We start from the raw sequence: 21,092 nt of genomic DNA on the forward strand, positions 1-21,092 counted from the left end.
CTCGAGGAACTCGAGCGTCGCCGCGCTGCTGCCCGTCTGGGCGGCGGGGAAGCGCGGATCGCGTCGCAACACGCCAAGGGCAAGCTGACGGCGCGCGAGCGTATCGACGTCCTGCTCGACGAGGGCAGCTTCGAGGAAACCGACATGTTCGTGGAGCACCGCTCCCACGAGTTCGGCATGGAGAAGCAGCGCATTCCGGGTGACGGCGTCGTCACCGGTCGCGGCACCATCAATGGCCGTCTTGTCTATGTGTTCTCGAAAGACTTCACCGTCTTCGGTGGTTCGCTGTCGGGCGCGCACGCGGCCAAGATCGTCAAGCTGCAGAAGATGGCGCTGACGGCCGGTGCGCCGATCATCGGCCTGTTCGATGCGGGCGGTGCGCGTATTCAGGAAGGCGTGGAATCGCTGGCCGGTTACGCCGACATCTTCCTGCAGAACACGCTGGCCTCGGGCGTTATCCCGCAGATTTCGGTCATCATGGGCCCGTGCGCCGGTGGTGACGTCTATTCGCCCGCCATCACCGACTTCATCTTCATGGTGAAGGACACGTCCTATATGTACGTGACCGGCCCCGACGTGGTGAAGACCGTGACCAATGAGGTCGTCAGCCACGAAGACCTCGGCGGTGCGCGCGTCCACGCGGGCAAGTCGGGCGTGGCCGATGGCGCGTTCGAGAACGACCTTGAGGCTCTGGCCGAGGTTCGTCGCCTGATCGGCTTCCTGCCGCTGTCGAACCGCGAAAAGCCGCCGGTGCGCGAAACCTACGACGAGGCCGACCGCGAAGAATCCTCGCTGGATACGCTCGTGCCCGCCAATCCGAACCAGCCCTATGACATGAAGGAACTGATCCTGAAGGTCATCGACGAGGCGGACTTCTTCGAGATCGGGGCCGACTTCGCCAAGAACATCATCTGCGGCTTTGGCCGTCTGGATGGGCAGACCGTTGGCATCGTCGGCAACCAGCCGCAGACGCTGGCGGGCGTTCTGGATATCGACTCGAGCCGCAAGGCTTCGCGCTTTGTGCGTTTCTGCGACGCTTTCAACATCCCGCTGGTCACCTTCGTGGACGTTCCGGGCTTCATGCCGGGCACGAAGCAGGAATACGGCGCACTGATCAAACACGGTGCCAAGCTGCTGTTCGCCTATGCCGAAGCCACCGTGCCGAAGCTGACCGTCATCACCCGCAAGGCTTACGGCGGCGCCTACGACGTGATGTCGTCCAAGCACCTTCGCGGCGACGTCAACTATGCATGGCCGACCGCAGAAATCGCCGTCATGGGTGCCAAGGGCGCCGTGGAAATCATCTTCCGCAAGGAAGCTGGCGATCCCGAAGCTCTGGCTGCGCGTGAAGCCGAATACAAGGAACGCTTCGCCAACCCGTTCGTGGCGGCTGGCCTTGGCTACATCGACGACGTCATCATGCCCCACGGCACGCGACGCCGCCTGATCAAGGCGCTGGGCACGCTGAAGAACAAGGTCCAGGAAAACCCCTGGAAGAAGCACGACAACATCCCGCTGTAAGGCACACAGAACATGTTCGATAAAATTCTGATCGCCAACCGCGGCGAGATTGCTGTTCGTATCATCAAGACCTGCCGCAAGATGGGCATCAAGACGGTGGTGGTCTATTCCGACGCCGACGCCGGTTCGCTGGCGGTCGAGATGGCGGATGAAACCGTTCACATCGGTCCGGCTCCGGCAGCGCAGTCCTATCTGTTGCAGGACAAGATCGTGGACGCGGTGAAAAAGACGGGCGCACAGGCTGTTCACCCGGGCTTTGGCTTCCTGTCGGAAAACGCCAGCTTTGCGCGTCGTCTGAAGGAAGAGGGCATCGCCTTCATCGGTCCGAACCCCGAGGCGATTGACGCCATGGGCGACAAGATCACCTCCAAGAAGTTCGCCGCAGAGGCGGGCGTCTCGACCGTTCCGGGTCACATGGGCCTGATCGAAACGACCGAAGAGGCCGTGAAGATCGCTCAGCTGATCGGCTATCCGGTCATGATCAAGGCCTCGGCTGGCGGCGGCGGCAAGGGTATCCGCGTCGCCCACTCGGACGAGGACATGGCCGAGGGCTTTGCCGCCGTTAAGGCCGAGGCGATCAACGCCTTTGGTGACGACCGCGTCTTCCTTGAGAAGTTCATCGTCGATCCGCGCCACATCGAGATTCAGGTGCTGGGTGACAAGCACGGCAACGTCATCCACCTGTTCGAGCGCGAATGCTCGATCCAGCGCCGTAACCAGAAGGTCATCGAAGAGGCCCCGTCGCCGCTGCTGGACGAAGCCACCCGCGCCGCCATGGGCGCACAGGCTGTCGCTCTGGCCAAGGCCGTGAATTATGACTCGGCTGGCACGGTTGAGTTCGTCGCCGGTCAGGACAAGTCGTTCTACTTCCTTGAGATGAACACCCGTCTTCAGGTCGAGCATCCGGTGACCGAACTGATCACCGGCGTCGATCTGGTGGAACAGATGATCCGCTCGGCATGGGGCGAGCATCTGAACCTCAAGCAGGAAGATCTGAAGATCAACGGCTGGGCCATCGAGAGCCGCATCTATGCCGAAGACCCGTATCGCGGCTTCCTGCCGTCGATCGGCCGTCTGGTGCGCTATGAGCAGCCGACCGAGGGCGAGCAGGACGGCTATGTCGTGCGTAACGATAGCGGCGTCCGCGAGGGCGACGAGATCAGCATGTTCTACGACCCGATGATCGCCAAGCTGTGCGCATGGGGCGAGACCCGCGATGCCGCCATCAAGGGCATGGCCCGCGCTCTGGAAGACACCCACCTTGCGGGCCTTGGCCACAACGTGCCGTTCCTCGCCGCCGTGATGGATCAGGCACGCTTCCAGTCGGGCAAGCTGACCACCAACTACATCAAGGACGAGTTCCCTGAAGGCTTCAACGGCGTGGCGCCGACCGCACTTCAGGTGAAGCAGATGATCGCCTCTGCCGTTGCCATGAACGAAGTCATCGCCGAGCAGGACGGTGACCCGTCCGAGCGTTCGGAATGGACGGTTCTGGTTGGCAAGGACGCCTATGAGGTCGAAGTCGGTTACGACGAGGCCGAAGACCTGAACGTCATCATCAATGACGAGGTGGTGGTGCTGTCGGAAATCGACTGGCGTCCGGGCCTGTCGCTGTTCCGCGCTGTGCTGGATGACGAAGCGTTCACTCTGGAAGTGAAGCGCGCCGCCGATGGCTTTGATATCCGCTCGCGTGCCGCCAAGGCTCGCGTGCGTATCGTCCGCCCCGAAGTGGCTGCCCTCTACGAAATGCTGCCCGAGAAACAGGCCGCGGACACCTCCAAGCTGACGCTGTCGCCGATGCCGGGCCTTGTTGTCGACATCCCCGTCGTCGAAGGTCAGGAAGTGAAGTCGGGCGAAACCGTCGCCATCATCGAAGCCATGAAGATGCAGAACATCCTCAAGGCCGAACGTGACGGCAAGGTGAAGTCCGTGAAGGCCAAGGCTGGCGATCCTGTCGCCGCCGACGACGTTCTGGTGGAGTTCGAGTAACCATGAGCCAATTCCCCGTTCCCTCGCCGCTGGAGTGGCGCGACGCCGCGATAAAGGCACTGAAGGATCGCCCGCTGGAAAGCCTCGTCCATCTGGATGCGGACCAGCTGGCGACCCGCCCGCTGTATGGCACGGCCAATGCCTCGGGCGCGGTGTTCGCGCCGCGTCCCAGCGACAGCGAAGGTCGCGCGTGGGACCTGCGCACGATCAACGAGGGCGGGGATGCCGCCGCCATGAACAAGGCGGTGCTGACCGATCTGGAAAACGGGGCCGCGTCGGTCATGTTGTCCGGTCCGGTGGTGAAGGATGCCGCCGCACTGGCCACCGCGCTGGAAGGCGTGGCGCTGGAACTGGCTCCGGTCGCGCTGGATGCCGGTTTTGACGGGGTGAAGGCGGGCGAGGCGCTGGATGCCGTGGCCAAGGCCTCGCCGCGTGCCAAGCTGTCTTTCCACCTCGACCCGATCTCGGCCTATGCCCGCTCGGGCGGTGCGCCGGAGGACTTTGCCAAGATCGTCAGCGAGGCGGCGCAAAAGGCCGCGGGCTGGTCGAACACCTATCCGGAAGCACGTCTGTTCCTTGCCTCGGGGCAGGTGGCCCATGAGGCGGGCGCATCGATCGGTCAGGAACTGGCCTTTGCCCTGTCGTCGGCGGTGCTTTGCGTCAAGGCGCTGGTGACGGCGGGCGTGCCGGTTGAAAAGGCGTTGGCCTCGGTGACGCTGGGCGTCGCGGTGGATCAGCAGTATTTCGACAGCCTGTCGAAAATCCGCGCCCTGCGTATCCTGTGGTCGAACGTGTCCAAGGCTTTCGGTCATGAGGTTCAGGCCCAGATCGAGGCCCGTTCGTCGCGCCGTATGCTGGCCTCGCGCGATCCGTGGCCGAACATGCTGCGCCTGACCGCCGCCGGATTTGCAGGCAGCGTCGGTGGGGCCGATATCGTGGTGCTGGACGGCTTTACCCGCGCCGCTGGTCTGCCGGATGATTTCGCCCGCCGTCAGGCCCGCAATACCCAGCTGATCCTGATGGAAGAGAGCAATCTGGGCCGCGTCGATGATCCGGCCTCGGGCTCTTGGTATCTGGATGCCCGCACCCGCGAGCTGGCCGAGGCCGCATGGACCGAGTTTCAGGCCTATGAGGCCGAGGGCGGCATCGTCGCCTTCCTCGAGGGCGGTCTGGTGCAGCAGCGCATCGCCCGTGCCCGCGAATTCGCCGAAAAAGCCTATCAGAACGGCGCGACGCATATCGTCGGCGTCACCAAATTCGTGGACCCCGATGTGCGCGGCGTGATCGTCAGCCAGGCCGATGACGAAGTGCCGACCTATGGCGCGTTCGAGCCGCTCAAACGCGTCCGTATTGCCGCCGCGTTCGAGGAGGCAGGCCAATGAGCTTCCCTGATTTCTCCAAGCTGAAACTGGAACTGGGCACCACGGGCCAAGGCCCCGCCCGCGAGGCATGGACCACGCCGGAAGGCATCACCGTCCAGCCGTCCTATGACGCCTCGGCCATCGAGGGCCTCGACTTCCTCGAGGGTCTGCCCGGTTTTGCGCCCTTCGTGCGCGGCCCGTATCCGACCATGTATGCCGGTGCGCCGTGGACCATCCGCCAGTATGCGGGCTTCTCGACCGCTGAAGAGTCCAACGCCTTCTATCGCCGCAACCTCGCGGCGGGCCAAAAGGGTCTGTCGGTCGCCTTCGACCTTGCCACCCACCGTGGCTATGACAGCGACCACCCGCGCGTGAAGGGCGATGTCGGCATGGCCGGTGTGGCCATCGACAGCATCCTCGACATGCGGACCCTGTTCGACGGCATCCCGCTGGACAAGATGTCGGTGTCGATGACCATGAACGGCGCGGTTCTGCCGATCCTCGCCCTCTATGTCGTGGCGGGCGAAGAGCAGGGCGTCGAGCACGCCCAACTGACCGGAACCATTCAGAACGACATTCTGAAGGAGTTCATGGTCCGCAACACCTATATCTATCCGCCGTCGCCCTCGATGCGGATCATTTCGGACATCTTCGAGTGGACCTCGAAGGAGACGCCGAAGTTCAACTCCATCTCCATCTCCGGCTACCACATGCAGGAAGCGGGGGCGTCTGCGGATATCGAGCTGGCCTATACCCTGTCGGACGGCATCGAATATCTGCGCGCGGGCAAGGCTGCGGGCATGGCGGTCGATACCTTCGCGCCGCGCCTGAGCTTCTTCTGGGCCATCGGCATGAACTACTTCATGGAAGTGGCCAAGATGCGCGCCGGTCGCCTTCTGTGGGCCGAGGCCGTGAAGAAGGAAGGCGGCGTCAATCCCAAGTCGCTGTCGCTTCGTACCCACTGCCAGACCTCGGGCTGGTCGCTGGCCGCGCAGGACGTGTTCAACAACGTGCCGCGCACCATGATCGAGTGCATGGCTGCCGCTGGCGGTCAGACCCAGTCGCTGCACACCAATGCGCTGGACGAAGCGCTGGCCCTGCCGACCGACTTCTCGGCCCGTATCGCGCGTAACACGCAGATCCTCGCCCAGTCGGAAACCGGCCTGACCAAGGTTATCGACCCGTGGGGTGGCTCGCACTATGTCGAACGCCTGACGCAGGAACTGGCCACCAAGGCCCGCGCCCTGATGGAAGAGGTTGAGGCCTACGGCGGCATGGCCAAGGCCATTGAAGCCGGTATTCCGAAGCTGCGTATCGAAGAGTCGGCTGCCCGTACCCAAGCCCGCATCGACACCGGTCAGCAGACCGTGGTCGGCGTGAACAAGTATCTGAACCCTGTCGTTGACGACATTCCGATGCTGAAGGTCGACAATGCCGAGGTTCGCGCCCGCCAGATCGAGAAGCTGCAACGTCTGCGCGCCGAGCGTAACGACGCCGACGTTCAAGCAGCCCTCAACGCCCTGACCGAAGGGGCCAAGGGCGGCGAGAACCTGATGGAACTGGCGGTTCGTGCCGCACGCGCCAAGGCTACCGTCGGTGAAATCTCGGATGCGTTGGAGGCCGCTTTCGGTCGCCACGTCGCCACCGTGAAAACCGTCTCGGGCGTCTACGCCAAGGAAGCCGGTAACGATCCCAAGGTCGCCCGCGCCCGCGATATGGTCGCCACCTTCGTCGAGAACGATGGTGGTCCGCCGCGCATCTTGATCGCCAAACTGGGCCAGGACGGTCACGACCGTGGCCAGAAGGTTGTGGCGACCGGCTATGGCGACATCGGCTTCGATGTGACCGCTGGCGCTCTGTTCCAGACGCCTGCGGAAGCGGCCCGTGATGCCGTTGAAAAGAACGTGCACGCGGTGGGTGCTTCTTCGCTGGCAGCCGGTCATCTGACGCTGGTCCCGGAACTCAAGGCCGAACTGGCCAAGCTGGGCCGTGAAGACATCATGATCGTGGTCGGCGGAGTTATCCCGCCGTCGGACGTACAGCCACTGCTGGATATGGGCGCTGCTGCTGTCTATCCGCCGGGTTCGGTGATTGCCGACACGGCGGCTGACCTGATCGAGAAACTCAACGAGCGTCTGGGCTATGCCCAGCCTAAAGCGGACAACAAGTGATGATCGGTAATCTGAACCACGTCGGCGTGGCGACGCCTTCGATCGAAGGGTCGATCAAGCTCTATCGCGACATTCTGGGCGCGACCAAGATCGGCGAACCGTTCGATCTGCCGGCCCAAGGTGTGAAGGTCTGCTTCGTCGATACCCCGACGGCACAGATCGAACTGATCGAGCCGTTTGACGAGAACAGCCCGATTGTCGGCTTCCTCGCCAAGAACCCCAAGGGCGGCCAGCACCATGTGTGCTTCGAGGTCGAGGACATCCACGCTGCGGTCGCTGAAATGCGTGCCAAGGGCGTCACCATCCTCGGCACCGGCGAGCCGCGCATCGGTGCCCACGGCACGCCTGTCGTCTTCCTTCACCCGAAGGAGATGGGCGGCGTCCTGATCGAACTGATGGAAACTCCGAAGAGTGACCACCACTAAAAGAAAAGGCCCGCAGTTCGCTGCGGGCTTTTTTCTATCCGACAAAAGAGAAGGCCCGCTGTTTCCAGCGGGCCTTTCGTTTTTAGAAGATGATCTTGCGGAAGTTGATCCGGAACGTCCGGCCCATCGGGTCCATGTAGTCTGGCTGATAGGCGGGAGGCGTGTTGCCGAGCGCGTCGCGCACTTCGATACGCTCGTCGAACAGGTTCTCGATACCGATCGAGACGCGCGAACCGGTGAGCCACGGGAACTTCTCGACCAGTTTGGTGCGCTGACCCAGATCCGCGAACATATTCAGGTTCACAGTCGTCAGGTCAGAGAAGTTCAGGTCGCCCGAGTTGCCACCCGAGACGCGCGTGCCTTCCGCCCAGTTGGCGTTCAGGAAGGCACCCATGCCGCTCTTGAACACCCCAGCCTGAAGCTGAAGCTCGTTACGCGACTGGCCACCGCGCGCGCCCGTCGCACCGCCATCCAGCAAGTCGATGACCGGAAGACCCTCGCGGATCGTCAGCTCATCGGTCATGCGATAGGTGTGATACAGGCTGACATTGAAGCGTCCCTGACCCGGTTGCATCTGACCGCCGCGGCCACCGCCGCCGCCCATGCGCGCGCCACCGCCGCCGGCACTCATACGGGGACCGCCGCCCTGACGGCCGCCTTGAGCGGCACCAGGAGGCGTGCCTTCACCGCGCGGACCACCCATAGGCGGGCGACCTTCGCCACCCTGACCGGCCTGACGCGCCATGGCCGCCGCGTTCGGCTTGCCGAACGGCGTGGAGAAGTTCAGGCCCCAGCGGATTTCTTCCTTGAGGCTGTTCTCGAAGTTCAGCGGGCGGGCATCGATCTCGATCAGATTACCGGCCAAATCACGGGTGAAGCGCTCCGGAAGGGCAGCTTCGAGAGCAGGCGTGATGGTCGGGAAGGAGGCGATGATGCCGTCGGTTTCCGTGCGGGTGTAGTTGGCTGTGAAGCGCAGGTCTTTATCCTGCAGTGGCTTCCAGTTGACGCCCAGACGCAGGACCGACTTGTCCTCGGCCGACAGGCCGCGGTTGCCGCCTTCGACACGGTTGATGATGACGCTTTGGCCGGTTGCGAAGTCATAGACCGGAACGTTCGGCGTATTCAGAACCGGATCGTTCAACTGGGCCATCGACGGGGCCGATTGCTCGTCCGCATAGGAGGCGGTGAAGTTCAGGGCGTCGATCGGCGCATAGTTCAGACCGACGGTCCATTTGTTCAGACCCCCGAAGTCCGACAGGTCTTCATACTGAAGGTTCAGGTTTGCCGACAGATTGCCCAGCTTGCCGATACCTTCCATGTCGCTGCTGAACAGCGGCATGTTGAAGTTACCGGACGCACTGAACCGGTCACGCGACAGGCTGCGCTCGGAATAGACGCCGCCGCGCAGATTTTCGGCTTCCTGCTTCTGGGTGTCGAAGCCACCCTTGAACGTAGCGTTCAACGCGCCGGCCGGAGCTTGCCACAGGGCACCATTGATCACCCCTTCGACATTGGCCGAGGTGTTGATCGACTTGGACACATCATCAGGATTGAAGGCCAGAGCCGACAGGTCGCCAAACGGGTCGATGGTACCGTCGCGGACACCGGCGTTGAATGCCGTGGTGTTCAGACCTCGCATGGTGGTGGTTTCGGTTTCGCTACGCTTCACGCCGCCGCTGACCGTCCAGCGCCATTCGCCCATATAGCCATCGGCCAGAGCGTTGATGTTGGCCGATAGGCTGTCGGCGTCGCGCGACAGCGGGCCTGCCGTGCCGAGGAAGCGCTCGACCCGCACATCTTGCGGCGACGAAGCAAACGGGCTGGAGGCGGGCAGGGTGACAGAGACACCGGGCAGGCCGAGATAAGACAGTCGGTTGTTCTGTTGAACGTTGCCGCTGACCGTCAGGCCGATACCGCTTTCCAGATCGCGCTTGTACGAACCGCTGACCTCATAGCCGCGACGGCGCGGGTTCAGCGTTTGATAGGCGACGCGCTCTTCGGGCGTTGCACCAATGCCGTTGGCTTGGCGGACGATGTCACGCTCGGTTTCGTACAGCGGGCTGTCCGCCTGATATTCGAGGTCCAGCGTCCAGCGCTGCGTGCCGCCGATACGAACGATGTTGGTTTCCAACTCGCTCTGGGTGCGGCCACCGTCGAACGGACGCTTCACCTGGCCTTGCAGGGCGACCGAGCGGAAGTTCTCCTTCAGCACGAAGTTCACCACGCGCTGGTCGGCGGTATAGCCGTACGACAGGGCGGTTTCCTCGGGTAGGATTTCAGTGCGTTCGATCGCTTCGGGTGGGATGCCGCGGATTTCCTGGAAGCCGGAGATGCGGCGACCATTGACGAGGAAGACCGGCGAGCCACCGCGCGACGAACGGGTCAGCGGCTCCAGCAAGGTCATCAGTTCTTCGATGGTACCCGCGCCATAGGCCTTGAGCTGCTCGGCATCCAGAACTGCCTCGGGCTCATAACCTCCCAGAGCGGCACCGCGACGCGACACCGCGGTCGCAGTGATGGTGCCGAGGTCATAGGTGTCTTCTTCGTCAACGGTCTGCGACGACTCCTGAACAGGAGCGTGGGCAGGGGTCGGCGTTTGCTGAACGGCAGGGTTGGCTGCAGCAGCGGAAGCAGCGGCTTCCGGTGACATCGAGGCCAAGGCAAGCAGAAGAGTTACGGGCGACATATCAGTCCTGAGGGTTACCGACCGACGGGGAGGCCAGTCGGCTTTATTGTTGTTATCGGCTTAGAACTGCAGCGGTGAACGCTGGCTGAACCGCAGTTTAAAAATCCGGCCTGACCATGAGGTCGATCGCAAGAAAATCGTTCCATGAACGTCAGGTGTTGGAAGGTTCAACGCAAACAGGGGCGGAATCCGTCGATCCCGCCCCTCAACTTTTTGGAATGTTGGAGTGAGTGTGGCTTTAGAAGCGCACGCGCACACCGGCGGTCACACCGCGTCCACGGATCGGAGCGCGTTCGCCGAGGAACGAGGCGTGGCTCCAGGCCTTTTCGTCCAGCAGATTGGTGCCGCGTACGTAGATTTCGGCATCGGCCTTGTCGGCGATGTTGAAGCCGTAGGCAGCGGTTGCGCTCAGCAGGTCATAGCCGGGGGTCTTGTCTTCATAGTCGGCGACCTTGGCCTGTTCGAAGACGTGGCTGTAATCCAGTTCACCCGACCACGGGCCATGATAGCCCGACAGGCGAGCGCCCAAGCGGCCCGCGGGGATGCGGGGCAGGTTATCGCCGCTGTCCAGCTTGGCGCGGACATAGTCGCCATAGACGGTTGCGCTCAGGGCCGCCGTGATCTTGGCGGTCACCTCGGCGTCGATGCCGGTAAATTTGGCATCCGCCTGCTCGTAGCGGATCAGGCGGAAGTCTTCGTGCTGATCCAGAGTGTTGGCGAAGATGTAGTCGTCATAGTCATAGCTGTAGACGCTGACGGTACCGGTCAGGCGACCCTCGACCTTGCGAAGGGTCAGTTCGGCGGACTTGGCGGTTTCGAGGTCTAGCGTTGCGGTGCCCAGCTCATAGGTGTTGGTCGCCAGGTGGACACCGCGTGCGAACATTTCCTGAGCTGTGGGAGCACGCTGCGAGCGCGCCAGAGACAGGGCGACCGTCCATTGCGGATTGAAGTGCCACAGAGCCGAAGCGGAGACGGACAGCGGGTCATGATCGACCGACGCGCCGTTCAATACGGAGGTTTCGGTCCAATCCTTGCGCACTGCGCTTTCCAGATGCCAGCCGCCCAGTTCGTACTCTTCCATAACGAAGAGGCCGGTGGACTGGGTTTCGGTCGGGCGCAGATAGGACTCCAGACCCACTGCACCGAACTCGGTCTTGCTGACCTGCACACCACCGACGCCGCGCAGGCCGTTCCATTCGGTGTGTTGGACTTCGAGGCGACCGTCATAGCCCTTGTTGCTGAAGGTGGTCAGGACTTCGCCTTCTTCCACTTCCTTGTGCTCGTAGTCGGTGTAGCCCGCGCGCAGGCGAACGCGTTCGATACCTTGTACCGGGTTGCGCAGCTCGCCGCGCAGGTCGACCCGCTGGCTTAGCAGGCGCACTTCCGGTGCTGCGTGGTCGTGTTCATCCTCGTGGTCGTGATCGTGGTCGTCGTGGTCATGATCATCGTGACCGCCGCAATGCAGCGAGGTGCCATGCAGGTGGCACGAGGCGAACTCGTGGCTGTGGCCCGACAGGCCGTAGGTGCTCTTCTGCTGGGTGAAGGCCGCACCCAAATAACCCTTGTCGCCGATCCAGGAGGCACCGATCGTGCCGGTGAAGGTGTTATTGTAGCTGCCGTCGAGGCGGTCTTCGTCGCTGTCCGGAATACGGTAATCATCGCTACGGCGTCCCACAGCTTCGAGGCGCAGGGCGAACTGGCCCGCGCCAACCGTCAGGCCGACAACGCCGGCGTCTTCGTTATCCACGCTGCCGTGGCGGTATTCGACCACACCCTCACCACCGTTCAGCGGGATGCGGGTCGGGATCTTCTTGTCCAACAGGTTAACTGCGCCGCCGATGGCACCACCACCATAGAGAAGGGCCGACGGGCCGCGCAGGATTTCCACGCCTTCCATCAGCAGGGGTTCGCCCGAAACGGCGTGGTCGGGGGAAACTTCCGAGGCGTCGATCAGGCCAGCGCCTTCGCTGAGGATTTTAACGCGCGGGCTGGTCTGGCCACGGATCACGGGGCGGCTGGCACCACCACCGAAGGCGTCGGAGTTTACGCCGGGCAGGCTGCTGAGGGTGTCACCCAACGTCGAGGTGCGGCGCTGAACGAAGGCTTCGCCACTGAGCAGGGAAACGTGAGAGGCAACGTCGTCACCGGAACGGCCCAAAGGCAGGGCGCGGACGACGATTTCCTCAACCTCGGTGACATGGTCGTGGGGATCGCCGCTAGCTTGCTGTGCGTGGGCCGCGCCCGCGCAAAGGGACAACAGCGAGACGGAAAGAAGCAGAGACTTGTTCGTCATAAACACCACCATAAGACCTGATGGAGCGACGTGATATGTTATATTATATCACTTCGCAACCGCTTTCCGTTCAAAGCGTCGGAGCCGCGCATGCTCTGTGGCGTTTAGGTCATATCGGCTGGCCATCGGGCGGCTCCAACAGCGGGGAAACCACCATGCGGATGATTCAACTGGGCCTGATCCTGCCCTTGCTTGCGGCCTGTCAGCAACAGGCCGCGCCTCAGGAAACGGGCGGCGGGTTGAATCTGGATCCCGCGATGGCCTCGCAGGTCGTGACCTATGCCTGCGGCGAGGGGCAGCCTTTGACGGTCAGCTATGATCAGGGGGGGCTGGCGCATATGACGCTGAACGGCAGCGAGGTCCGGATGACCGCCCGTGGTGCGCAGCGCGGCATAGAATACAGCGACGGGCGTGTGAGCTGGCGTCTGGTCAACGAGGACAACAAGGATGTCGGCACGCTGACCCAAGCTGATGGAGAGGCGCTTCAATGTACGCGCGTCGCCAATACGGCGGCTCCGGCACCGACCCTGACGGCCTGCCGTGCAGATCAGCTTGAGATGGAAACCGGCGAGATGGACGCCGGTATGGGCCATCGCCATTTGCCGGTCACTCTAAAGGTTAAGGGCGCGACGGGCTGTCTTCTGCCGAAGTGGCCCGAACTCAGACCCGTTCAGGACCAGACCAGTGCCCTGAAAGTCCAGCGCACGACGGACAGCTACTTTGCCTCAGTCGAGGGCAAGGACCGTATCGAACTTAAAGCGGGAGACACCGCTCGGTTCTTCATCGGCTGGTCCGTTATCCCCAATGAGGCGCAGGGCGAGACAGTCTGTCCGAAGGTGAGGGGATGGAATGTCTATGCACCCGGTGGCGGCGCTCTGCCGACCATTCCGGCCGACATCGAGGCCTGCGGCGGCAAGGTCACGCTCTCGGCCTTTACGGATGCTGCGGAACGAGGGAATACTCCGCCCAAGGCCCCGTAAGAATAGGGGTTTAATCCTGCGGAAAAACGGCGTAGCGAGCAAACATGACCCAATCTGCGAATCCTGCATTCTACGAACGTGTTTCGGCTGAACTGGCTGATATCGACGCACAGGGCCTCACCAAGCCCGAGCGCGTGATCGCCTCGCGCCAAGGGCCTGTGATCTCGGTCAACGGCCGCGACGTGCTGAACTTCTGCGCCAACAACTACCTCGGCCTGGCCGGTGACGAGCGCGTCACCCAGGCCGGTATCAAGGCGCAGGAAAAGTGGGGTGCGGGTACCGCATCGGTTCGCTTCATCTGCGGCACGCTGGAAATCCACAAAGAGCTGGAACGTGCCATCGCCGACTATCTCGGCTTTGAGGACACCATCCTGTTCGCCGCCGCCTTCGACGCCAACGGTGGCATCTTCGAGCCGCTGTTCAGTGCAGAGGACGCGATTGTTTCGGACAGCCTGAACCACGCCTCCATCATCGACGGTGTGCGTCTGTGCAAGGCCAAGCGCTATCGCTTTGCCAACTCGGACATGGCCGATCTGGAAGCCCAATTGAAACAAGCCCGCGCAGACGGTGCCCGCGACATCATCATCGCCACCGACGGTGCCTTCTCGATGGACGGCTACATCGGCAAGCTGGATGAAATCCGCAAACTGGCCGACCAGTATAACGCCCTGATCATGGTCGATGACTGCCACGCCACGGGCTTCCTTGGTCCCAAGGGCCGCGGCTCGTTCGCGCATAATGGCGTGAAGGTTGATTTCGTCACCGGCACCTTTGGTAAGGCGCTGGGCGGGGCGATGGGCGGCTTTATCTGCGCCAATGGCGATGTGGTTTCGCTATTGAAGCAGCGCGCCCGTCCGTACCTGTTCTCGAACGCGCTGGCCCCTGCGGTTTGTGGCTCGTCGCTGGAAGCTATCCGCATTGCTGCGGGCGAGGAGGGCGACAAGCTGCGCGAGCAACTGTTTGCCAATGCCCAGCGTTTCCGCTCGAAAATGGCAGACGCAGGTTTCGACCTGCTGCCGGGCGAGCACCCGATCATTCCGGTCATGCTAGGCGATGCCAAGCTGGCGCAGGACATGGCCGCCCGGTTGCTCGAACTCGGCGTCTATGTGATCGGATTCAGCTTCCCGGTCGTGCCGCGTGGTGCAGCCCGCATCCGCACCCAGATGTCGGCGGCTCATACCTTCGAGCAAATCGACCAAGCGGTCGCCGCCTTCACCCAAGCGGGTAAGGAACTGGGCGTCATCGCCTAAGGGCGGACATAATACCGGATCATCACAGGTGTCCCGAGAGAGGCCGTGATGATCCGTTTCAGGATTTAAACTGCTCTTTTAAGGGCAGGCGAAAAACACTCAGGGAGTGAAACGATGGCCGATACTATGCAGGCGCTGGCCAAGACCCAGCCCGCTGAAGGTCTGGAACAGATCACCGCGCCGATCCCGGAATATGGTCCGGAAGACGTTCTGATCCGCGTGCGTCGCACGGCGGTTTGCGGCACCGACATCCACATCTGGAACTGGGACGAGTGGTCGCAAAAGAACGTGCCCGTTCCGATGATTACCGGTCACGAGTTCGCTGGCGATATCGTTGCCATCGGTGCCGAAGTGGACCGCCCGCTCAAGATCGGCCAGCGCGTCTCGGCGGAAGGTCACGTCATCGACCTGAACTCCGAGGCCGCCCGCGCAGGTCACTTCCACCTCGATCCGCACACGCGCGGTATCGGCGTGAACCGTCAGGGCTGCTTTGCCGAATACGTGGTGGCTCCGGCCTTCAACGTGATCGAACTTCCGGATGATGTGCCGTACGAAATCGGTGCCATCCTCGACCCGTTCGGTAATGCCGTTCACACCGCGCAGCAGTTCGACCTGCTGGGTGAGGACGTTCTGGTGACGGGCGCAGGCCCGATCGGCGTCATGGCCGCCGCCGTGGCCCGTCACGCCGGTGCGCGTACCGTGGTGCTGACCGACATCAACGACTTCCGTCTGGAGCTGGCGCAAAAGGTCGTGCCGGGCGTTCGCACCGTGAACACCACCAAGGAAGACCTGCACGACGTGATGAAGGAACTGGGCCTCAAGGTCGGTTTCGACGTGGCGCTGGAAATGTCGGGCTCGCCGATTGCCTTTAAGCAATGCGTGGACACCCTGATTATGGGCGGTGGTCTGGCGCTGCTGGGCATTCCGTCCAAGCCGACCGAGACGGACTGGGGCCAGATTATCCTTAAGGCCATCAACATCAAGGGCGTCTATGGCCGCGAGATGTTCACCACTTGGCGCAAGATGCTAGGCCTGCTGAAAGCCGGTCTGGACCTGCAGCCGCTGATCACGCACCAGCTGCACTACAGCGAGTTCCGCGAAGGCTTTGAGGCGATGAAGTCCGGTCAATCCGGCAAGGTCATCCTGAACTGGGACTAAGAATACAAAACCCCGCCGGTTACGGCGGGGTTTTTCATTCAGGGCGCGACTGGCTCGCTGGCGGTGCTCGAAGTCGATTTGAAAACGATGATGGCGAACAGGACCATGCCGAGCAGGGTCGTGATGGCTGTCAGACCCAACAACGGACCTGCCAAGGCGAGGGTGGGCGCATGCTCCAGTTTGACCAAGGCAATTGTGGAACCATCACCACCAGACTGGCCACGCTCATCCACAGATGAGCTTGCGGCAGACGACCAACAGCGGCATGGGGCATAACCCGATAATAGAGCCCGTAGAGGGACATCGACACCCAGCCCAAGAGGTTTAAATGGGTGTGGGCCGTAGCGGTTGTGTATTGGTGCGTCATGCCCATGAAGTTGCCCCAGATCATACCGAGCAGGGCACAGACGACGGCGAGACGCAGGAATGTGTTCGACAGACGGTGGGGCATCGGACGGCCTTTATGGCAAAGGTTGATGCAACTCTAATATTTGAAAACGCCGTTCTTTCAAATTGGGGTTGTGCGCTGCCTAAATCCCCACAGCCTTGAGCCGTTGTCGCAGCGGCGCGATCCACGCCTGCGCGGCATCGCCGCCCCAAAGGTGCCACGCGATATAGCCCGCTGACGGCTTGCTCGGGTGGCCCCAAAACTTGCCGCGTTTGTCGACGGCGTGGCGGGCGAACCATGCGTTCATGACCTTGATGTCGCGGTCGCTGACACGCTCGCCCGAGGACAGGCGACGGGCGCGTTCCAGACCCACCTCCGTGCCGCCGCGCCCGTGCTCGCGGCGAAGGGCGATGCCATAGTTGGCAGCTTCGATCACGGCGTCGGTCGGGGTGCGTTCCTCGTCGCTAATGGCGGGGTGATCGATGAACATCGACGGTTTTCCTTGACCTTGGCCCCGCGTCAGGAGACGAGCGCCTTTATGAACTATCGCCACAGCTTCCACGCCGGAAATTTCGCCGATCTCGTCAAGCACGCTCTGGTGCTGTGGCTGATGCAAAAGATGCAGGCCGATGGCCCGCTGCACGTGCTGGATACCCATGCGGGTGCAGGCTTGTACGATCTGTCGGGCGATGCGGTTCGCTCCAAGGAAGCCGAGGCGGGCGTGGCGCGTCTGATGACCGCCGACAACCGTCCTGCGCTGATTGAGGCTCTGGCCAAGGAAGTGGCGCAGTTCAATCCGCAAGGCGGCGTGCGTTTCTATCCCGGCTCACCCGTGCTGATTGCGCGGGCGCTGGCCAAGGGCGGCACCTATCGCGGGTTCGAGTTGAACCCTCCGGTCAAGGCGCTGCTGGACGAAGCCTTGGCAGACTATCCGAATGCACAAGGGTTCCAGGGCGATGGCTATGACCTCGCCACCAATGCTGCGCTCAAGTCTAAAGGCCCGCTGGTACTGATCGACCCGCCTTTCGAGCGCGGGGATGATTATATCCGCTCCGCCGACACGGCAGCGACCATCGTCAAGCGCGACCCCAAGGCGGTGGTGGCCATCTGGACCCCGCTCAAGGACATGGAAACCTTTGACGGCTTCATCCGTCGTCTGGATCAGGCCAAGGCTCCGAATGTGGTGGTGGCCGAGGCGCGTCTTCGCCCGCTGACCAATCCGATGAAGATGAACGGCTGCACCATGACGGTGGTCAATGCGCCCGCTGGAACCGAGGCTGCGGCCAAGGAAATCTGCGGCTGGGTTGCCTCTACGCTGGGCGACGAAAAGGCCAAGGCAGAAATCTGGACGCTGTAATCAGGGTTTAGAAACCCTGATGGCTTCATCAGCTTTCCTGAGGGTTGGAGGCATTGCCTAAAGGCATGGAGCGGGCCAGTGTGCCTGTCCCCAGTGCGTACCGGATCAAGCCTACCGATGAAGCCGATTGCCATCCTCGAGACAGGGTATCCGCCCGAAGCTCTCCGCGACTCCTTCGATGACTATCCGGCACGGTTTCGCGCGCTTCTGGGCGAAGACGCCCAGACGGTCCGCTTTGATGTGCAGCAGGGGCATCTGCCGGATGACCCTTCAGCCTACGCGGGCTGCATCGTTACCGGATCGGCGGCGGGGGTCTATGAGGACCATCACTGGATCCCGAAGCTGACAGAGTGGTTGCAGGCGGCGCGTGGTAGGACGCGTCTGTTGGGCATATGCTTTGGCCATCAGGTTATGGCCCACGCCTTTGGAGGACGGGTCGAAAAGTCCGACAAAGGCTGGGGCGTCGGCCTTCACCGCTACGACGTGTTGACCGAGGAGCCATGGATGCATCCGCGCTCTGACAGCATCGCCATCGCGGTATCGCATCAGGATCAGGTCATCGCCATTCCGGATGATGCCCGCGTTATCGCCCGCTATGATTTCACGCCTTTCGCGGGTTTGGCCTATGGCGAGGACGCCATCAGCTTTCAGTGCCACCCCGAGTTTCAGCCCGCCTATGCCGCAGCCCTGACGGAGCTTCGTCGCGGCACACGCATCGCCGATGAATTGGTGGACGCAGCCCTAGACAGTTTGAAACGCCCCAACGACCGTGCCGTCCTGACGGCATGGGTGAGGGCGTTCCTGCTGTTGACCCCGCCGCCGGTTGAAGGCGACGGCTCGGGTATTTGATTTCTGCTAAGGCTTGGGAAACCTGAATCCGGCATAAGCCCTCGCGGATTGGCCAATGGGTGTGGCTGATCCCCTCGGGGGGCTTAAGTGTTCGACGTCTGTAATGGTCTGAAACCTGCGACGCTTCGCAGTTGGGCCGCCATGTTTGCAGCGGCTGCCATCGGGCTCACGCCGCTAGTGGCCAGTGCAGCAAGTGCTGAAGGCGCTGATAATGCGCGCACAGAACTGCTGTTGGCCCATGTCGAAAAGCGGGCCTCGGCCACCAGCTTTGCGGCGCTTGAAGATTTCGGACACGAAGCGATTGCCCGCATCGATGTGGACGGATTGCGCCGGGTCCAACACGTACTGAATATCTATCTGAATAACAGTGAACTTGAGAGGGCCCGCTTCTGGAACGGGCATCTGGCGTCCAACGCCGCGCTGATTGACAACCGCCGGTACAAGAAGCTCGCCGAGTTGAACGAGATGATGATCGCCTACCGGCAGGGTGATCGTAGTCAGGCGGCCCGTATGCGGCAGGTGATGGATAGCACCTCGGACTGGTATGTCCGCTTGAACGCCGTGCGCTATTTTGCCGTGACCCGTTTTGACGATCACCAGGTCGGTGAGGGCCTAAAGCTTCTCTCGACTGTTCAGGCCCAGATACCGGCCAGCGACCCCGAGACGTTAGCGGCACGCGCCGGTGTGTGGGAAGTGATCGGGATCGGTCTGATGTCGCTCCACGACGTGGAAGGGGTGACCGATGCCTTCACCCAGTACGAAACCAAATTCGGTCATGATGACTGGCCGCGACCGGACTTCAGCACCCTCTATAATCTGGGCCGTATGGCGATCTTCATGGGGGATACCGAAGCGGCACAACGCTTCTTTGAGTCTCACGATCGGCTGACCCAAAGAGCGGATCTGCAGGGGCTGGCGGCCCACAATGCCCTGATGTGCGCCCGTGTGGCCCGCATTCAAGATGACATGCCACGCATCCTGACCTGCCTCAAAGACCATGAGACCCTGATGGATGACGTCTATCAGCAACAGCGGGCCTGGCCGCTGTTGGCAATGGCGCTGGCGCGACAGGGCGAGCCGGCCAAAGCCGAGGCAATTCTTGCCCGCTGGGAACAGATCAACACCAGCCGTCCAGGCAGTGCGCACAGCAATCTGGCCTTGAACGCGCGGGCCGAGATCGCCTTTGCGAAAGGGCGCTATTCCGAGGGCATGGCCCTGTTGCGCCGTTATACCCTGTTGAATGCCCGCAACGATGCGCGTGCCTATAGTGAAGGCATCAATCAGGTCACGCAGGACATGCAGCAGCAGCTGTCCCAGCGGCGTCACCAGCTGACCGTCGAACAGGCCAACGTGCGCCTGCAGGGAGCCATGATACGGGCACAGACCTGGATTGTGGGCGTGACCCTGTTCTTCCTTGTGTGCGGGACATTGTTTGCGATCTGGCTGTGGGTGCAGGCGCGCGAGCTTCGTCGGGCGCGCTTGCGGGCAGAGCAGGCCAACTCCGCCAAAACCCGCTTCCTTGCCAATATGAGTCACGAGATTCGCACGCCATTGAATGGCGTGATTGCGATGGCGGATGCCTTGGCGCAGCGGCCTCTGGCCAAGCATGACCGCGAACTGGTCCAGATCATCCGCACCTCGGGCAAGACGCTGGAGGGTCTGCTCAGCGATATTCTGGACAGCGCGCGGATCGAGTCCGGCGAACTACGTCTGGAGCAGGCACCGTTCGACCTGAAGGTCATGCTGAATGACGTCATTGAACTGTGGGGAGCGCGCGCGGAGGCCAAGGGCGTCAGCATCAATCTGGTCTGCACCGACGGTATTGATCGCAAGGTGATGGGCGACGTCGTGCGGTTACGGCAGGTGCTCAACAACCTAGTGTCGAACGCGCTGAAGTTCACCGAGGCGGGATCAGTGACCGTCGAAGCCCTGCTATCCGAGCCGGACCGTGTCTATTTCTGCGTGACCGATACCGGTGTCGGATTTGATGACAAGGTGCGCCAGCGCATCTTCGCCCGCTTCCAGCAGGCCGATGAATCCATCACGCGTCGCTATGGCGGTTCCGGTCTGGGGCTCAATATCTCGCAAGAGTTGATCGGTTTGATGGGTGGTCAGATGGACTGCGCCAGTATTCCGGGCCAGGGCGCAAAGTTCTGGTTTGAAATTCAACTGCCGCGTGTACACTCTGATCCTGTTGTTGCCGACAAGAGGGACCTGATGGCCGACCACTCGGTTGCCACCTCGACGGGACTGGGGCTGAAAGTTCTACTGGCGGACGACCATGCGGCGAACCGTAAGGTCGTGGAGGTTCTGCTCGCGCCGCTGGATGTCGAAATCGTATCGGTCATGGACGGCGAGATGGCCGTGGCCGCCTTCACGGTTGATCACTTCGATCTGGTCCTGATGGATATGCAGATGCCGGTTATGGATGGCCTGACAGCGACCCGACGTCTGCGCGAAATCGAGCGTCGCGACGGGCGCGTGCACACGCCGATTGTGATGCTGACGGCCAACGCCATGGCCGAGCATGTCGAGGCCAGTTTGGCAGCAGGGGCCGATGCCCACCTGACCAAACCGCTAACGGTGCAGTCGCTGATGAACAGCATCAACAGCGTGCTCGACGTCGCCGCTTAAACGAAAAAGCCCGCCTCATGTCGAGGCGGG

15 protein-coding genes are annotated in these 21,092 nt (G+C 62.1%); 11 read left to right on the forward strand and 4 right to left on the reverse strand.

All coding sequences use genetic code 11. The features are described from left to right. The 5 genes from OB03_RS03520 to mce form a co-directional block, all read left to right on the forward strand. On the forward strand, nucleotides 1-1,521 hold a 1,521-nt coding region (locus tag OB03_RS03520; RefSeq protein WP_461343246.1), incomplete at its 5' end, for an acyl-CoA carboxylase subunit beta. A gap of 12 nt (nucleotides 1,522-1,533) precedes the next feature. After that, complete coding sequence (locus OB03_RS03525; RefSeq protein WP_461343247.1) at nucleotides 1,534-3,510, forward strand: acetyl-CoA carboxylase biotin carboxylase subunit; 1,977 nt, start codon at nucleotides 1,534-1,536, stop codon at nucleotides 3,508-3,510. Between the two features lie 2 nt (nucleotides 3,511-3,512). Further along, nucleotides 3,513-4,892 carry a methylmalonyl-CoA mutase family protein gene (locus OB03_RS03530; RefSeq protein WP_461343248.1) on the forward strand — a complete coding sequence of 460 codons (1,380 nt, stop codon included), beginning with the start codon at nucleotides 3,513-3,515 and terminating at the stop codon, nucleotides 4,890-4,892. Next, nucleotides 4,889-7,042, forward strand: coding sequence for a methylmalonyl-CoA mutase (scpA, locus tag OB03_RS03535; protein ID WP_461343249.1), 2,154 nt, complete (start codon nucleotides 4,889-4,891; stop codon nucleotides 7,040-7,042). The genes OB03_RS03530 and scpA overlap by 4 nt, the downstream gene beginning before the upstream one ends. Further along, entirely contained in the window at nucleotides 7,042-7,467 is a 426-nt protein-coding gene (gene mce / locus OB03_RS03540; protein ID WP_461343250.1) for a methylmalonyl-CoA epimerase, read from the forward strand. Before scpA ends, mce begins: the two co-directional genes overlap by 1 nt. An 82-nt stretch (nucleotides 7,468-7,549) precedes the next feature. Here mce and OB03_RS03545 read toward each other — a convergent pair whose 3' ends face one another. Together OB03_RS03545 and OB03_RS03550 are read right to left on the reverse strand one after the other, a co-directional pair. Next, entirely contained in the window at nucleotides 7,550-10,153 is a 2,604-nt protein-coding gene (locus OB03_RS03545) for a TonB-dependent receptor (protein ID WP_461343251.1), read from the reverse strand. Nucleotides 10,154-10,391: 238 nt separating this feature from the next. Continuing rightward, entirely contained in the window at nucleotides 10,392-12,446 is a 2,055-nt protein-coding gene (locus OB03_RS03550; RefSeq protein WP_461343252.1) for a TonB-dependent receptor domain-containing protein, read from the reverse strand. Nucleotides 12,447-12,601: 155 nt separating this feature from the next. Between OB03_RS03550 and OB03_RS03555 the strand changes: the two genes are divergently transcribed. The 3 genes from OB03_RS03555 (at nucleotide 12,602) to tdh (ending at nucleotide 15,834) form a co-directional block, all read left to right on the forward strand. Next, entirely contained in the window at nucleotides 12,602-13,426 is an 825-nt protein-coding gene (locus OB03_RS03555) for a DUF4232 domain-containing protein (protein WP_461343253.1), read from the forward strand. A 44-nt stretch (nucleotides 13,427-13,470) separates the two neighbouring features. Further along, nucleotides 13,471-14,676: a glycine C-acetyltransferase gene (locus OB03_RS03560; protein ID WP_242914358.1), complete on the forward strand. Its 1,206-nt coding sequence runs from the start codon at nucleotides 13,471-13,473 to the stop codon at nucleotides 14,674-14,676. Nucleotides 14,677-14,790: 114 nt separating this feature from the next. Next, nucleotides 14,791-15,834 carry an L-threonine 3-dehydrogenase gene (tdh, locus tag OB03_RS03565; protein WP_461343254.1) on the forward strand — a complete coding sequence of 348 codons (1,044 nt, stop codon included), beginning with the start codon at nucleotides 14,791-14,793 and terminating at the stop codon, nucleotides 15,832-15,834. A 130-nt stretch (nucleotides 15,835-15,964) separates the two neighbouring features. Here the strand turns inward: tdh and OB03_RS03570 are convergent, their stop codons facing one another. Both OB03_RS03570 and OB03_RS03575 read right to left on the reverse strand, forming a co-directional pair. Continuing rightward, nucleotides 15,965-16,285 (reverse strand): hypothetical protein, encoded by a 321-nt coding sequence (locus OB03_RS03570; protein ID WP_461343255.1) that lies wholly within the window; start codon nucleotides 16,283-16,285, stop codon nucleotides 15,965-15,967. Nucleotides 16,286-16,364: 79 nt separating this feature from the next. Beyond that, complete coding sequence (locus OB03_RS03575; RefSeq protein ID WP_461343256.1) at nucleotides 16,365-16,712, reverse strand: hypothetical protein; 348 nt, start codon at nucleotides 16,710-16,712, stop codon at nucleotides 16,365-16,367. A gap of 48 nt (nucleotides 16,713-16,760) precedes the next feature. Here OB03_RS03575 and rlmJ point away from each other — a divergent pair, with 48 nt between their 5' ends. From rlmJ to OB03_RS03590, 3 genes are all read left to right on the forward strand, one after another. Beyond that, nucleotides 16,761-17,579 carry a 23S rRNA (adenine(2030)-N(6))-methyltransferase RlmJ gene (rlmJ, locus tag OB03_RS03580; RefSeq protein WP_461343257.1) on the forward strand — a complete coding sequence of 273 codons (819 nt, stop codon included), beginning with the start codon at nucleotides 16,761-16,763 and terminating at the stop codon, nucleotides 17,577-17,579. 117 nt (nucleotides 17,580-17,696) lie between these two features. Next, nucleotides 17,697-18,428, forward strand: coding sequence for a glutamine amidotransferase-related protein (locus tag OB03_RS03585; RefSeq protein WP_461343264.1), 732 nt, complete (start codon nucleotides 17,697-17,699; stop codon nucleotides 18,426-18,428). Nucleotides 18,429-18,515: 87 nt separating this feature from the next. Next, nucleotides 18,516-21,062 (forward strand): hybrid sensor histidine kinase/response regulator, encoded by a 2,547-nt coding sequence (locus OB03_RS03590; RefSeq protein WP_461343258.1) that lies wholly within the window; start codon nucleotides 18,516-18,518, stop codon nucleotides 21,060-21,062. The last annotated feature ends 30 nt before the right edge of the window (nucleotides 21,063-21,092 follow it).

This window comes from Brevundimonas sp. GN22, assembly GCF_054824005.1.